11 protein-coding genes are annotated in these 14,780 nt (G+C 74.2%); 3 read left to right on the top strand and 8 right to left on the bottom strand.

The genetic code is table 11. The features are described 5' to 3' along the window. The 3 genes from ABT263_RS33030 to ABT263_RS33020 form a co-directional block, all read left to right on the top strand. On the top strand, positions 1-910 hold a 910-nt coding region (locus ABT263_RS33030), incomplete at its 5' end, for a DUF4139 domain-containing protein (RefSeq protein ID WP_352296138.1). Positions 911-913: 3 nt separating this feature from the next. Then, positions 914-2,494: a mucoidy inhibitor MuiA family protein gene (locus ABT263_RS33025; RefSeq protein WP_352296135.1), complete on the top strand. Its 1,581-nt coding sequence runs from the start codon at positions 914-916 to the stop codon at positions 2,492-2,494. Positions 2,495-2,603: 109 nt separating this feature from the next. Next, the gene (locus ABT263_RS33020; protein WP_352296132.1) at positions 2,604-2,966 is read left to right on the top strand and encodes a DUF952 domain-containing protein; all 363 of its coding nucleotides are present in this window, start codon (positions 2,604-2,606) and stop codon (positions 2,964-2,966) included. 16 nt (positions 2,967-2,982) lie between these two features. On the opposite strand, the gene ABT263_RS33015 is transcribed toward ABT263_RS33020, so the two are convergent. The 8 genes from ABT263_RS33015 to ABT263_RS32980 form a co-directional block, all read right to left on the bottom strand. Then, positions 2,983-3,966 carry a helix-turn-helix domain-containing protein gene (locus ABT263_RS33015; protein WP_329490175.1) on the bottom strand — a complete coding sequence of 328 codons (984 nt, stop codon included), beginning with the start codon at positions 3,964-3,966 and terminating at the stop codon, positions 2,983-2,985. Positions 3,967-4,398: 432 nt separating this feature from the next. Continuing rightward, the gene (locus tag ABT263_RS33010; RefSeq protein WP_352296129.1) at positions 4,399-5,928 is read right to left on the bottom strand and encodes a pseudouridine synthase; all 1,530 of its coding nucleotides are present in this window, start codon (positions 5,926-5,928) and stop codon (positions 4,399-4,401) included. A gap of 69 nt (positions 5,929-5,997) precedes the next feature. Beyond that, a complete protein-coding gene (scpB, locus tag ABT263_RS33005) occupies positions 5,998-6,591 on the bottom strand; it encodes an SMC-Scp complex subunit ScpB (RefSeq protein WP_380392224.1) in 594 nt (197 codons plus the stop codon). Between the two features lie 449 nt (positions 6,592-7,040). Then, on the bottom strand, positions 7,041-7,829 hold the full coding sequence (locus ABT263_RS33000) for a segregation and condensation protein A (protein WP_502885903.1): 789 nt from the start codon (positions 7,827-7,829) through the stop codon (positions 7,041-7,043). A gap of 440 nt (positions 7,830-8,269) precedes the next feature. Next, complete coding sequence (locus ABT263_RS32995; RefSeq protein WP_352296123.1) at positions 8,270-8,953, bottom strand: hypothetical protein; 684 nt, start codon at positions 8,951-8,953, stop codon at positions 8,270-8,272. Next, the gene (locus ABT263_RS32990; RefSeq protein ID WP_380392235.1) at positions 8,950-10,017 is read right to left on the bottom strand and encodes a ParA family protein; all 1,068 of its coding nucleotides are present in this window, start codon (positions 10,015-10,017) and stop codon (positions 8,950-8,952) included. The genes ABT263_RS32995 and ABT263_RS32990 overlap by 4 nt, the downstream gene beginning before the upstream one ends. 647 nt (positions 10,018-10,664) lie before the next feature. After that, positions 10,665-11,780, bottom strand: a complete 1,116-nt coding sequence (ald, locus tag ABT263_RS32985; RefSeq protein ID WP_329490170.1) for an alanine dehydrogenase — start codon at positions 11,778-11,780, stop codon at positions 10,665-10,667. A 261-nt stretch (positions 11,781-12,041) separates the two neighbouring features. Further along, positions 12,042-14,480, bottom strand: coding sequence for a tetratricopeptide repeat protein (locus ABT263_RS32980; RefSeq protein WP_352296120.1), 2,439 nt, complete (start codon positions 14,478-14,480; stop codon positions 12,042-12,044). Between the last annotated feature and the right edge of the window lie 300 nt (positions 14,481-14,780).

Here is a 14,780-nt window from a genome sequence, read left to right as displayed (position 1 = left end):
CCGCTCCGCGCGCCGCTCCGCCGCCGGCGGGGCGGCCGAGGCCGCGTTCGCCGACGAGTTCGGCGCCGCCGCGGCCCCGCCCGCGCCCCCGGCTCCCCCCGCCCCGGGCGCCACGCTGCTCGACTACCCCACGCTCGTCCTGGCCGGCCCCGACGAGCCCGCCGCCCCCCGGGGCACCCTCCACCCCACGGCCCCGACCCGCCCGACCCCCACCGGCTCCACCCTGAGCGGCCTGCCGCTCCCCCGCCACGCCGTGCCGCCGCGCGCCTCGGCCGGCTCCTTCGACCACCGCTTCGACGCCGCCGCCCCCGCCGACATCCCGTCCGACGGCACCTGGCACACCGTCACGATCGGCGAGATCCCGGTCACCGTCCGGCCCGAGTACGTCACCGTGCCCTCCGTCGAGGAGAAGGTCTACGGGACGCTGGTGCTGGCCAACGGGACAGCCCACGCCGTGCTGGCCGGTCCGGTCGAGGTCACCGTCGACGACGAGTTCCTGCTCACCGCCGCCCTGCCCACCCTCGCGCCGGGCGGGACGTGCCGGCTCGGCACCGGCGTGACCGAGAGCGTCGAGGTCGCGCGCCGCACCGAGCTGCACGAGTCCACCACGGGCATGCTGAACACCAGCACCGTGCTCGACCACCGGGTGCACGTGGAGCTCGCGAACCGGCTCGGGCACGCCGTCACCGTGGAGGTCCGCGAGCGTGTGCCGGTCGCCCCGGACAGCGAGATCCGGATCGAGGAACGGGCCGACTGGCACGCGCCCGCCGTCCCCTCCCCGGAGTGCCCGCCGAGCAGCCGGCTCTGGCGGGTCGAACTGCCGCCGGGCGGGCGGGCCGAACTCGACGGCGGGTACCAGATCAGAATCCCGGCCGGAAAGGCCATCGTCGGTGGAAACCGGAGGAACTGAACGATGAGCAGCGACACCATCCCCCTCCCGGTCACCGCCGTCACCTGCCTGGAGGACCGCAGCCAGGTCGAGCGCGCCGTGACCGTCGACCTCGCCGCGGGCGTCCAGCGGCTGCGCCTCGGCCCAATCACCGCGCTCGCCGTCGACCGGACCCTGCGGGCCGAAGCCACCGGCCTCGCCCCCGCCGACGCCGAGTCGCCCGGGGTGGCGGGCCCCCGCGTCCTGGACGCCCGGATCGTCCGCGCCTGGACCCCGCGCGCGCCGCTGGCGCCCGGTCCGGACGACTCCGCGCTGCGCCACCGCGTCCACGAGCTCGACGTCCGGGCCCGCCAGGAGGACCAGCTGCGCCACCGCCTGGAGGCCCGGCTGGCCCTGCTCGCCCAGCTCTCCGCCGACCTGCTCCGCGAGGTCGGCGAGGGCGCCGGCGCCGGCGAGGTCGAACGGGCCCGCTGGGCCCGCGAGCTGGACCGGGTGGACGCCGAGCGCGAACGGTACGGCGAGGAGCTGCGGGCCGCCCACTCCCGGCTGCGCGACCTGGAGGTCGAGCGCTCAGAGGCCCGGACGGCCCTCGACGAGGCCGAGGAGGAGCCCGCCGAGCTGGTCGCCCACCTGGACCTCACCGTCGAGGCGGCCGCCGCAGGACCCGCCCGGCTGACCGTCAGCCACCTGGTGCCGTGCGCGGTCTGGCGGCCCTCCTACCGGGCCACCCTCGCCGAGGGGTCGCTCCACCTGGAGTCCGAGGCGGTGGTCTGGCAGCGCACCGGCGAGGACTGGACGGGCGCCCGGCTCACCTTCTCCACCGCCCGCTCGGCACTGGCCACCGCACCGCCCGCGATCAGCGAGGACGTGCTGGCCCTGCGCGAGCGCAGCGCCGAGGAGCGGCGCACGGTCGAGGTCGAACTGCGCGAGGAGACGATCAGCACCCTCGGCCCGTCCGAGGCCGTGCCGGGAGTGGACGACGGCGGCGAGGTCCGGATCCTGCGGGCCCCCGCCCCGGCCACCGTGCCCTCGGACGGTCGGGCGCACCGGGTGCCGCTGGGCTCCTTCACCGCGCCCGCCACCGGCGAGTACGCCTGCGCCCCGGAGCTGTCGCCGCTGGTGACCCAGGTGGTCCGGTTCCGCAACGCGGCCGGGCACGCGCTGCTCGCCGGCCCGGTGGAACTGATCCGCGGCAGCGGCTTCACCGGCCGGGGCGAGCTGCCCTTCACCGCCGCGGGCGGCGAGGCGGAGCTGGCGTTCGGCAGCTCGGACGGCTACCGGGTGGTCCGGGAGACCGACGAACGGCAGGGCACCACGGGGCTCACCCAGCGATCGGTGACCACCCGGACGGTCCGGCTGCACATCTCGCGCTTCTCGGGCCCGGAGGAGCGGGACGAGCAGCTGGTCACGGTGCGCGAGCGGGTACCGGTCTCCGAGGTCTCGGCGGTCGAGGTGCGGCTGCGCAAGGAGGAGTGCTCCCCGGCTCCGGACGCCTTCGACACCGAGGGCATCGTCCGCTGGGACCTCCCGCTCGGCCCGGGCGCCCGCCGGACGGTGACGCTGGTGTACGAGATCTCCGCCTCCGCGAAGGTGGCGGGCCTGTGACACCACTGCCTGCGACCCCATCACCTGTGACCCCACCACCTGTGACACCGGCGCCCGAACCCGGTCGGCCGCGCCCTCGCCGTGACGACCGTTCAGGTACAACAGGAACATGATCCTGCACCTCGCCCCCCTCGACGACTGGCTGGCCGACCCCGGCCGGCCGTACGCCACCGCCTCGCTGCTCACCGACGGGTTCATCCACTGCTCGGCGGACGAGCGGACGGCGCTCGCGGTGGCCAACGCCTTCTACGCCGACACTCCCGGTCCGCTGATGGTGCTGCTGATCGAGGAGTCGCTGGTGGAACCGATGGTGAAGTGGGAGGCCCCGAACGGCGCACCGCCGCCAGGAGCCACCCCCGGCGTGCTGTTCCCGCACATCTACGGGCGGCTGAACCGGTCCGCCGTGGTCGGCCTGGAGAAGGTCGAGCGCGGCCCGGACGGCCGCTGGACGAACCTCACGCCCTGGAGCTGAACCGCCACCGGCCCGGCTACAGCCAGCCCCGCTCCCGGGCCGCCATTCCGGCCTGGAAGCGGGTGGTGGCGCCCAGCTCGCGCATCAGGCTCTGCAGCCGGCGCTGGGTGGTCCGGGCGCTCCAGCCGAGCGAGCGGGCGATCGACTCGTCGGTGAGGCCGGCCGCCAGCAGGCCGAGCAGCTTGCGGTGGTCGGCCTCCGGCTCCAGCGCGCCCTCGGCGGCGCCGATCGCGGACTGGAGCTGGACCGCCCGTTCCCACTCCGCCTCGAACAGCGTGTCCAGGGCCTGGAGCAGCGCCGACGGGTGGATCACGTAGGCCGCGTCGAGGACGCTGTCGCCCACGCTGATCGGGATGATGGCCATCCGGTCGTCCGACATGATCATCTTCATCGGCAGCACCGGCCGGACCCTCGCCTCCTCGCCGTCCGCGACGCCGGCCAGGATGTTCTTCTCCAGCCGGCCGGGCCAGGCGACCGCCTCCCGGTCGTAGATGGTCCGGAACCGCAGCCCCTCCCGCATCCGCTCGCGCTGCAGCGGGATGTTGGCGACCGGGTCCTGGATGTACGGGGGGCAGTCGAAGCCGCGGACCTGGTACTGGCTGGTCTCGGTGATGTGCTCCAGCCGCTGGGCGATCGCCTCGCCGCCGGTCAGCACCTCGACCGAGTGCGCCGGGTCGGTGTAGCGCGAGGCCTCCCGGAAGGCGTCCATCAGCCGGTGCATCTCGGCCCTGGCGTGCCGCAGCTCGGACTCGCGATGGCCGATCAGCGTGCCGATCGCGACATCGGGTGCCACCGGGAGGAAGCGGTGGCGGTCCACCGGCGCCCTGGTCGCCATGCCCTGCTGTGCCAATCGGTCCAGCGCGCGGACGCTCTGCTGGAGTGTCAGACCGCAGCAGGTCGCGAGGTCCTCCGCGGTGGACTGCGGGTTGGCCACCAGCGCCGCGTAGACCTGACCGTCCGGCGCGGCCAGTCCCAGTGTGCTGAGTGGTGCATCGGACACGACGCCGCTCCCCCGTCTCGACTCCCGCCCGCGCCCCCGGTGGCGCAGTCCCGCCACTCGGCAGGTCGTGGTCAGGTGGCAATCTTCGGCCACGGATCATCGCGCTGACAAGGCGATGACCAGGCGATGCGTCCTTGCTCACAGCAGGACCCGCCGAACAGCAGGAGGGCCTCCCCGCCACTTGACGGGGAGACCCTCCCGAAACACCCGAATATGTAGACCGGTCTACCGACGCAGTCCCGCTGTCGCGGATTATGCAGACCGGTCTACAGACACGGTCCGCGAATATGTCGGTCGGTCTACAGAACCGGCCCCCGATTATGCAGCCCGGTCCACAGAAACGCCGCCAACTCTGCAGACCGATCTACAGAGATCGCCAGAATATGTCGACCGGTCTACAGAGGAACCCTCTACCGACCGGTCCACAGATTCCTACAGGCCGACCTCGCGCATCAGCTGACCGACCTCGGGGTTGGTCAGACGACGCAGCCAGCCGGACTTCTGGTCGCCCAGCGCGATCGGGCCGAAGTGCGTGCGCACCAGCTTCTCGACCGGGAAGCCGGCCTCGGACAGCATCCGGCGGACGATGTGCTTGCGACCCTCGTGCAGGGTCACCTCGACCATGTAGTTCTTGCCGACGTTGGAGATCACCTTGAAGCTGTCGGCCCGGGCGAAGCCGTCCTCCAGCTCGATGCCCTTGGCGAGCTGCTTGCCCAGGTCACGCGGGATCGGTCCCTGGATCGCGGCCAGGTAGGTCTTGGTCACGCCGTACCGCGGGTGGGTGAGGCGGTGGGCCAGCTCGCCGTGGTTGGTGAGCAGGATGATGCCCTCGGTCTCGGTGTCCAGACGACCGACGTGGAAGAGCCTGGTCTCCCGGTTGGTCACGTAGTCACCGAGGCACTGGCGACCGTCCGGGTCCTCCATGGTGGAGACCACGCCGGCCGGCTTGTTCAGCGCGAAGAACAGGTACGACTGGGTGGCGACGGTCAGGCCGTCCACCTTGATCTCGTCGTTCTGCGGGTCCACCCGCTTGCCCTGCTCGGTGACGCGCTTGCCGTTGACCTCGACCCGGCCCTGCTCGATGAGCTCCTCGCAGGCCCGGCGGCTACCGATGCCGGCCCGGGCCAGCACCTTCTGCAGGCGCTCGCCCTCGGGCTCGCCGGCGGTCTTCGGCAGGTTCACGGCCGGCTTGTCGTGCCGGGCCAGAACGGCGTCCTCGATCTTGGCCTGCAGCTCGCGCGAACGCTGCGGCTGACGGCGCGGGTCGCCCGGGGCGCCCTGGCCCTCACGGCGCGGCCGCGGTGCCGGGTTGGGACGGCGCCCGGAGTAGCCGCCGCGCGCCGGCGTGGCGTTGGGGCCGCCGCCGAACTCGGGGCGGTCGTAGCGCCGCTCCTCGGGCCGCAGGGGGCGCTCCAGGAAGCCGCGGTCGTCGCGCCGGTCGTCCCGGCGGTCGTCCCGCCGACCGTAGGAGCCGGAGCCGCCACGCGACGAGCCGGAGCCGCCGCCGTAGGACCCACCGCGCGAGGAGCCGGACCCGCCGCCGTACGAACCGCCCCGCGAGGAGCCGGACCCGCCGCCGTACGAACCGCCGCGCGAGGAGCCGGAGCCACCACCGTACGAACCGCCGCCCGACGAACCGCCACGCGAACCCGAACCGTACGAACCGGACCCACCACGGGAGCCGGAGCCACCGCCGTAGGACCCACCACTCGACGAACCGCCGCGCGAACCCGAACCGTACGAACCGGACCCACCACGGGAGCCGGAGCCACCGCCGTAGGAACCACCGCCGTACGAACCGCCGCCCTGCGAGCCGCCGCCGGACGAACCCCCGCGCGGAGCGCCCGATCCGCCACGGCCCGCGCCGCCCCCGTGGGAGCCGCCGCCGCTCCGGCCCCCGCCCTGTCCGCCGCGACCGCCGCCGCCGCCGCTGCTGTTCCTGCCGTTGCCACTGCTACGCATCAAAGTGTCCGTACGTCGTTCCGTCTGGGATTGGGCTGTGCGGTCGTTTCGGCCGACCTCACCGCCCCCCTATCGATCGAGCGGAGCCCGATCGGCTTCGCCACTGCCGTCCGCAGCCTGCGCGGCAGCGGCGGCGACCGCCTCCGCGATCATCGTGCCCTCCAGGGACTCCGCTTCCACGTCGTCGACCTCGGGCAGGAAGGGAGCGAGTTCCGGCAGCTCATCCAGGCCGCGGAGCCCCATCCGTTCCAGGAAGTAGTTCGTCGTCCGATACAGGATCGCACCTGTTTCGGGCTCGGATCCGGCCTCTTCCACCAGTCCTCGCTGTACCAGGGTACGCATCACGCCGTCACAGTTCACACCACGGACGGCTGAGACCCGTGATCTGGACACCGGCTGCCGGTAGGCGACGACCGCCAGAGTCTCCAGCGCGGCCTGGGTCAGCCGGGCCTGCTGGCCGTCCAGGACGAAGCGGTCGACGGCCGCCGCGCAGTCGGCCCGGGTGTAGAACCGCCACCCGCCGGCGACCAGCCGCAGGTCGAAGCCCCGGCCCTGGGCGGTGTACTCGGCGGACAGCTCACGCAGCGCCGACGCCACCTCCTCCCGCGACCGTTCGAGGACGGACGCCAGGTGGGCCTCCCGGGCGGGCTCGTCGACGACCATCAGAATCGCCTCCAGCTCGGCCCTCAGCCCGGGCCCGTCCGCCGCCTCAAGCCCGACGGACCCGGACGCGGGCGCCGCAGGCGCTGGTGCAGGTTCAGGCACTGGCACAGGCGCCGCGGCCACCCGCCCGCCTCCCCCCGCACCGGAAGTCGACGGGGCCGACTTCTGGTGCACCACCAGGGCCTCGGACGCCACCGGACCGGGCTCGACCCCCCGCGCCCCACCAGGAGCCGATCCACCAGGAGCCGCCCCACCAGGAGCAGCGAAAGCACCAGGAGTCACGGGAACCACGGGCGCGGCAGCGACCTCCCCCTCCCCGGCCACCGCTTCCCCGGCCACCGCCGCCCCGACCACCCCCGGCACCGGCTCCAGCCACTCCTGGGCCCTCGGCTGCCCCGGCACGCCGAGCGGACGCCGCACCGGCCGCTCCCCGCCGTCCGCCCCAGTCGTCATCGCTCCTCCTTCTGATCAGCGGCCGGCCGGTCGAACTCGTCCGTCACCTCGACCACACCCCGGTCCTCCTCGGCCACCCAGCGCACCAGCAGCTCGCCCAGGGCCTCGGGCTGCTCGAAGGCGAGCACCCGCTCCCGGTACAGCTCCAGCAGGGCCAGGAAGCGGGCGACCACCACCAGGGTGTCCGGGGCGTCGGCGACCAGCTGCTGGAAGGACGCCTCGCCCAGCTCGATGAGCAGCCCGACCACCAGCCCGGCCTGTTCCCGCACGCTGACCGGCGGACTGTGGATGTGGTCGACGTAGACGACCGGCTCCGGCCTGGGCGCCATCGTCCGCGCCGCCAGCTGCGCGAACCGCTCCGTGCCGATGCTGATCACGACCTCGGGGAGCAGCTGCGCGTGGTGGGGCTCCAGTCCGACGGTCCGGGGGCGCCGGAGCAGTTCGGCGGCCCAGCGGTCGCCGAACAGGGCCGCCGCGCGCTTGTAGGCCCGGTACTGCAGCAGCCGGGCGAAGAGCAGGTCGCGCGCCTCCAGCAGGGCGAGGTCCTCCTCGTCCTCGACCTCGGCGGCGGGCAGCAGCCGGGCGGCCTTGAGATCGAGGAGCGTCGCGGCGACCACCAGGAACTCGGTCGCGGCGTCCAGGTCCCAGTTCGCGCCCATGGCCCGGATGTGCGCCATGAAGTCGTCGGTGACGGTGGCCAGCGCCACCTCGGTGACGTCCAGCTTGTGCTTGGCGATCAGGCTCAGCAGCAGGTCGAAGGGGCCCTCGAAGTTCTCCAGCCGCACCCGGAATCCACCGCCGGGCGAACCGGCGGCCGTCCCCGGCCCGTCTGCCGCGGCCGACCCCTCTGCCGTACCCGGATCGGTCCCCGCAGCGACGCGAACGCCCGCGTCGACGGTCTCACCGGACCTGACGGACCCATTGGCCCCACCCGACCCACCAACCCCGAGGAACGCATCGGATCCGGCGGTCCCATCGGCAGCGACGGACCCGGCGGCGGGCGGTTCGGGGGTGCTCGGCATAACGGTCCATCTTCACCCGGCGGCCGCCGCCCGCCCCGCGCCGGGGCCGGCGACACGCCGCACGCACCGCCGGGCGCCGCCGGTCACCGGTACAACGCCGGACCACCGGCCCAGCACCCCCCAGAGGCATCACGAGCCCACCGGCACCACCAGCACCACCGGAACCACCAGCACCACAAGCGCCACAAGGCGCCCCGCAGGCCTCAACGCCCGCGCAGCCGCCGCACCAGGATGCTCGCCTCGCCGCGCTGCTCCAGATCGGCCAGCACGACCGCGATCGCCTCCCGGACGATCCGGCCGCGGTCCACCGCCAGCCCGTGCTCACCACGGAGCACCAGCCGGGTGTGTTCGAGGTCCATCAGTTCCTCGGCGGACACGTACACGGTGATCTTCTCGTCGTGCCGCTCTCGCCCGGTGGGGCGGCGCGGAGCCCGTCCACGCGGCCTGGGGCGCCCTGTGGCGCCCGCCTGGTCCTCGGTGGCACCCGCGTGCTGGCGCGGCGCCGGAGCGGCGCCACGGCCGCCCTGAGCCGTCTTACCGGCCTGCGCGGCACCCGCCGCGCCCCCGGCCGTACTGCCCGCCGCGCCGGACTGCCCGATGCCCTGGGCCCCGCCCGGCTGAGCGGGGGCGGGCACCGAGGCGCCGCCCGCCGAGTGGTGCTCGCGCGGCCGACCGGCCTCGCCGCCGTTCGCGGCGCCCCCGGTCGCACGGCCCGCGGCACCGCCGGTGCCGTCGTCGGCGCCCTCGGCACCGTCCGGGCCGGCACCGTTGACGGCCCGCGCGGTCTCCGGTCTGGGCGCCTCGGCGGCCGGACGCGGCGCGAGGGACGGCGACAGCGCCATCCCGCCGGTGGTCCGGAACAGCTCGTCGGCACCCGGGAGACTCACTCGGCGGGGCGGCACCGGTCGAGCACCTCCCTGGCGAGCTGACGGTAGGCGGCGGCACCGACCGAGTTGGTCGCGTACGTCGTGATCGGCTCACCGGCGACGGTGGTCTCCGGGAAGCGCACGGTCCGCCCGATGACGGTGTGGAAGACGTGCTCGCCGAACGCCTCGACGACCCGGGCCAGCACCTCACGGCTGTGCACGGTGCGCGAGTCGTACATGGTGGCCAGGATGCCGTCCAGGCGCAGCTCGGGGTTGAGCCGCTCGCAGACCTTCTCGATCGTCTCGGTCAGCAGCGCGACACCGCGCAGCGCGAAGAACTCGCACTCCAGCGGAACGATGACGCTGTGAGCGGCCGTCAGGGCATTGACCGTCAGCAGGCCCAGCGAGGGCTGGCAGTCGATGATGACGAAGTCGTAGTCGGGCAGCAGCGGCTTCAGGGCGCGCGCCAGCGCGGACTCCCGGGCCACCTCGCTGACCAGCTGCACCTCGGCGGCGGAGAGGTCGATGTTGGAGGGCAGCAGGTCCATGCCGGGCACCGCGGTCTTCAGCAGCACCTCATCGGCCGTCAGGCCGCGCTCCATCAGCAGGTTGTAGACGGTGACGTCGAGTTCCATCGGGTTGACGCCGAGACCGACCGAGAGCGCGCCCTGCGGGTCGAAGTCCACGAGCAGCACCCGGCGGCCGTACTCGGCCAGCGCCGCGCCCAGGTTGATGGTCGACGTGGTCTTGCCGACGCCGCCCTTCTGGTTGCACATCGCGATGATCTGCGCGGGGCCGTGCTCGGCCACCGGCGCGGGGATCGGGAAGTACGGCAGCGGACGGCCGGTCGGGCCGACCCGCTCGCGCCGCTGGCGCGCGGCGTCGGGGGCCAGCGTGGCGGCGTACTCCGGGTCCGGCTCGTACTCGGCGTCCGGGTCGTCGTAGGCGCCGTAGGCGAACTCGCCGTAGGCCAGGCCGTGGGCCGGCAGGTCGACGTCGTAGTCGGTCACCGTGGTCACCTGTGCTGTGTTCTGTCGTGCTTCGAAAGTGCGGAGTGCGACCGAGCCGACCTCGGCCGAGCCCACGGTGGCCTGCCGGGCCCCGGACTCCTCACTCGGCTGGACGGCGGTGTGCTCCGCCAGTCCTGGCTGACCACCCCCGGGAGCAAATGTCGACTCATTCACAAGTCGTCTTACCTCCTTGGGCATCCAGGACTCTATGTCGATTCGTCAGCGTGGCAGCATGCCGACGGTTTGCGACTCTAGGCCGTTCAAGGCGTTCGCAGCAACACAATCCACGGTAGTGGGCAGGATGTGTCGACTATCGGGCAACCCTCTGTCAAGGGATGCGCGGGCCCTTGACCCTAACGTTTCTGCGGTCGGGTGACACGACCCACAGAAATTGACGACAGAGCGACCCGCCCACCTCACCCCCGTTCACGCGTCCGGATCGGCGCCGCTCACCCACCCCGACCACCCCCGTTCACGCGCCCGCGTCGGCACCGTTCAGCCGCCCCCGTCGGCGCCGTTCACCCGCGCGTGTCGGCGCCGTTCACCCGCGCGTGTCGGCGCCGTTCGCGGGCATGGCGAAGCCCCCGATCCGAGGACCTCCGGCCCGCTGGCGGACGAGGAGGAAGGGTCGGGGGCCTACGGGCCGTCCCACCGGGAACGGCCCAGGTCGGAGCGGTCCGCGCCGGCGTGGCGCGGACCGTTCCGGACCGGGGGAACCGAGATCAGGCGAGCACGCTCTCCAGGGAGACGGACTCCAGGCCGAAGGCCTCGGCGACGGCGCCGAAGGTGATCTGGCCCTCGTGCACGTTCAGGCCCTTGGCCAGCGCCGGGTCACGGCGCAGCGCGTCCTTCCAGCCGCGGTTGGCCAGCTCCACGATGTAGGGCAGCGTGGCGTTGGTCAGCGCGTAGGTGGAGGTGTTCGGGACGGCGCCCGGCATGTTGGCCACGCAGTAGAAGACCGAGTTGTGGACCTGGAAGGTCGGCTCGGCGTGCGTGGTGGCGTGCGAGTCCTCGAAGCAGCCGCCCTGGTCGATGGCGATGTCGACGAGCACGGAGCCCGGCTTCATGCGGGAGACCAGCTCGTTGGTGACGAGCTTCGGGGCCTTGGCGCCCGGGATCAGCACGGCGCCGATCACCAGGTCGGCCTCCAGGACGGCCTTCTCCAGCTCGAAGGCGTTGGAGGCGATGGCCTTGATCTTGGTGCCGAAGACCTTGTCGGCCTCGCGCAGCTTGTTGATGTCGCGGTCGAGCAGGGTCACCTCGTAGCCCATGCCGATGGCGATGGTGGCCGCGTGCCAGCCGGAGACGCCACCGCCGATGACGACGGCCTTGGCCGGGTGGGTGCCGGGCACGCCGCCGGGCAGCACGCCGCGGCCGCCGGCCGGGCGCATCAGGTGGTACGAGCCGACCTGCGGGGCCAGCCGGCCCGCGACCTCGGACATCGGCGCGAGCAGCGGCAGGGCGCCGTTGGCGAGCTGCACGGTCTCGTACGCGATCGCGGTGGTGCCGGACGCGACCAGCGCGTCGGTGCCGGCGCGATCGGCCGCCAGGTGGAGGTACGTGAAGACGGTCTGGCCCTTGCGCAGACGGTGGTACTCCTGGGCGATGGGCTCCTTGACCTTCAGCAGCAGGTCGGCGGTGGCCCACACCTCGTCGGCGGTGGGGAGGATGGTGGCGCCGGCGGCCACGTACTCCTCGTTGGGGATCGAGGAGCCGAGACCGGCGTTGTCCTCGATGTAGACCTCGTGTCCGTTGCGGACGAGCTCATGCACGCCGGCGGGCGTGATGGCCACGCGGTACTCGTGGTTCTTGACCTCGCGGGGGATGCCGACCTTCACGGCTAAACACGTCCTCTTGCCATGGGGGTCCCTACCGGAGAAGACCGGCGGGCGACGCGCACGTGGGGAAGCCTCCGGACGACACCGGGGCATGGATCGCTGCGCGACTGAGTTCGAGTGTAATGAAGCCCAGGCGGCGTGTCAGCCTTCCAAAGCGAACAAATCTGCCGGACACATTGGCAGGTTCGTAGGCTTCCCCAGCGATCTTCCCGCCAAAGCAATGCCAACCGGGCATCTCCGACAATACTCCGGAACCCGCCCCTACCACCCGCCGTCGAGGCGTTCCCGCAGCTCCGCGAGGGCGTCGCCGACCACCTGCTGCCCGCGCTCGTCGCCCAGCCTCCGCAGCACCGACAGGGAGGCCCGGTACTCCCGTTCGGCCTCCTCGAACCGTCGCTGCGCGGTGTGCGCCTCGGCCACCCGGGCGAGCAGCCGGGCCTCGGCGGCGTGGTCGCCCATCGCCTGCCGCAGGGCGAGCGCCCGCCCGTACCAGTCGGCGGCGCGAACCGCCTCACCGAGCGCCCGGTAGCAGCCGGCCGCGCCCTCCAGGGCCCGGGCGCAGAGCGCCTCGTCGTCGGCCGAGCGGGCGTGCTCCAGGGCCGCCCGGTAGTGTGCGCAGGCCTGCTCCCAGCGGCCGGCCGCGGCCTGGAGGTCCCCCAGATTGAGCAGTGCGGCGGCGGCCCGGCGCGGTTTGCCGTGGCGTTCGGCCACGGTCAGCACCTGCTCGTGCAGCTGGTAGAGGTCGGCGGGGGCGGCCGCGCCGGTCAGCGGCAGCGCCCGGAGCAGGGCGGTGACCAGCCGGCCGGCCGAGCCGTCCAGATCGCCCTGGCCGATCGCGTCGGCGACCGCGCCGAGCAGGACGTCGCGCTCGCCGAGCAGCCACTGCCGGGCGTCGGCGGCGGAGCGCAGCCGGAGCGGGCCGGGCAGTGGGTCGGGGCCGGGGCCGCCGGCCGGGTCGAGCAGCGCGCGGGCGGATTCGGTGAGCCGGACCAGCCGCTCCAGCAGCCGGGCCCGGGCCAGTTCGACCTCGGCGGGCCGGTCCTCGCTCTCCCGCAGCCGGACCAGCCGGGGGTAGAGCCGGCCGGGCACCCGGTAACGCGGGGTCCCGTCGGCGGCGGGGGGCTCCGCACCGAGCAGCTCCCGCTCGGCGAGCGCGGCCAGCATGGTGGCGGCCTCCGGCGCCGGGCAGCCGACCAGGGCCGAGGCGGTCCGCAGGTCGGCCGTCTGCCCCGGTGCGAGGGTGAGCGCCCGCAGCATCCGCGCCTGGGCGGCCGACAGCGTGCCGTAGAGCAGGGTGAACGCGCCGATCAGCGGATCGTTGTCCGGCACCGGGACGGGCTCGGCGGGTTCGGGCCCGGGCTTCACCCAGGCCGCGGGGTCCGTCACCGGGACGGCGGCAGCGGCGGCAGCGACCGACTCCACCTGCTCGGCCTTCGAGCCGACCGTACTGGCCGTACCGGCCGTACCGGCCCTGCCGGCCGTGCCGACTGCACCGCCCGCAGCGGCACCGGCGGTCCCCGGCTTTCCGGCCCCGGCCGGCCGGCCGGGCCGCTCCGGGGCCGGGACCTGCTCCGGAGCCGGCGCGGAAACGTGCTCCGCGGGCTGCGTCCCGCCGTGCCGTTCGCCGCGCTTCGCGCCGCCCCGCGCGGGCCCGGCGGGACGCCTGACACCCTGCCCGTCCCCCGGACCGGCCCCGGCCCCGGCGCCGCCCGGAGCCCGCCCGTCCGCCCCGGTCCCGGCCTTGGGCCCCGCACCGACCCCCGCACCGGCCCCCGCGTGCAGGGCGCCGCCCTTCGTACGCCCCGGCCCACCGGACGCGCCGGGCCCGCCCCGGGCGCCCTCCTTCCCCCCGGAAGCCGTCTCCCCGGCCGCGTGCCCCCCACCGGCCGCCTTCGCGCCCCCCGCCGGCGTGGCGTCGGCCTCCCGCACCGCCCGCGCCAGCTCCTTCGCGGCGTCCGTCACCGCCAGCTTCGGATTGCCCCGCAGCCACCCCGCCATCAGCCGCAGTGCCGCCGGCCGGGCCGCGCAGGCCTCGGCCAGGTCGGCCCCGCCGACCGGGTCGCAGCTGATCCTCGTCCCGCCGACCAGGTCCCCGAGCAGCTCCCCCGAGGCCTGCCGGTCGAGCCCGCCGAGAATGACCGGGTCGATGTCCTCGATGCCGGTGAGCGGCCCGGCAGTGGTGGCCAGGACGAGGCAGCCGGGCTCGTCCGCGAGCAGCGGCCAGAGCTGTCCGGCGTCCCGCACGTCGTCCAGCAGCAGCAGGACCTCCCGCCCGGCCAGCGCCTCGCGCAGCGCGACGCAGGCCGGTTCGTCCCGGCTGTCCTCGACGGCGCCGGGCAGCGGGACGCCCGCGACGTCCGCGCCGAGCTGCTCCAGCAGCCGGCGGGCGGCCCTGGCGGGCGGCACCCGGCCGCCGTCCGGGGTGGAGAGCCGGGCGAACAGCACACCGTCGGGGTAGTCGGCGGCGACCGTGCGGGCGAACCGGACGGCCAGGGTGGTCCGCCCGGAGCCGGGCCGGCCGGCCAGCACCAGGACCCGGCTGCGGCCCTCGGCCGGGCGTGCGGCGGCGGCCCGCAGGGCGGCGAGCTCGGCACGCCGGCCGACGAGCAGCGCGGGACCGGCGGGCAGCCGGTCGAGCCCGGGAACGTCCTCGACGGATACGCCGGGCCCCGCGTCCATGGTCGCCGTCTTCCTCGCCACCCGTGCCACTCCCGACGTCACCCAGCGCTCAGCGGAGGCGGCCCGGGACGGGCGCCCTGTCTGCGAAGCGTAGTTCGACCGTCCGGCTCCGCCGAGGTGACATCCGGTCGTACGAACCGGTAAGTCACCCCTGCGGGTCAACCGCGGGGTGACGCGCCGTCCACCGCCACGCCGGGAAGGTCACCCCACGAAGCGTCGCCCCACGAAGCAGCACCGCAGAAGCAGCACCGCAGAAGCGTCACCGCGCGAAGCAGCACCGCGGAGTCGTCACCCCCACGCAGCAGTACCGCGCCGAGGTCA

The organism is Kitasatospora sp. NPDC001603 (genome assembly GCF_040298365.1).
Lineage (GTDB): Bacteria > Actinomycetota > Actinomycetes > Streptomycetales > Streptomycetaceae > Kitasatospora.
Note: the sequence above shows the minus strand (reverse complement) of the source record. Positions and strands in the feature narration are given on the sequence as shown.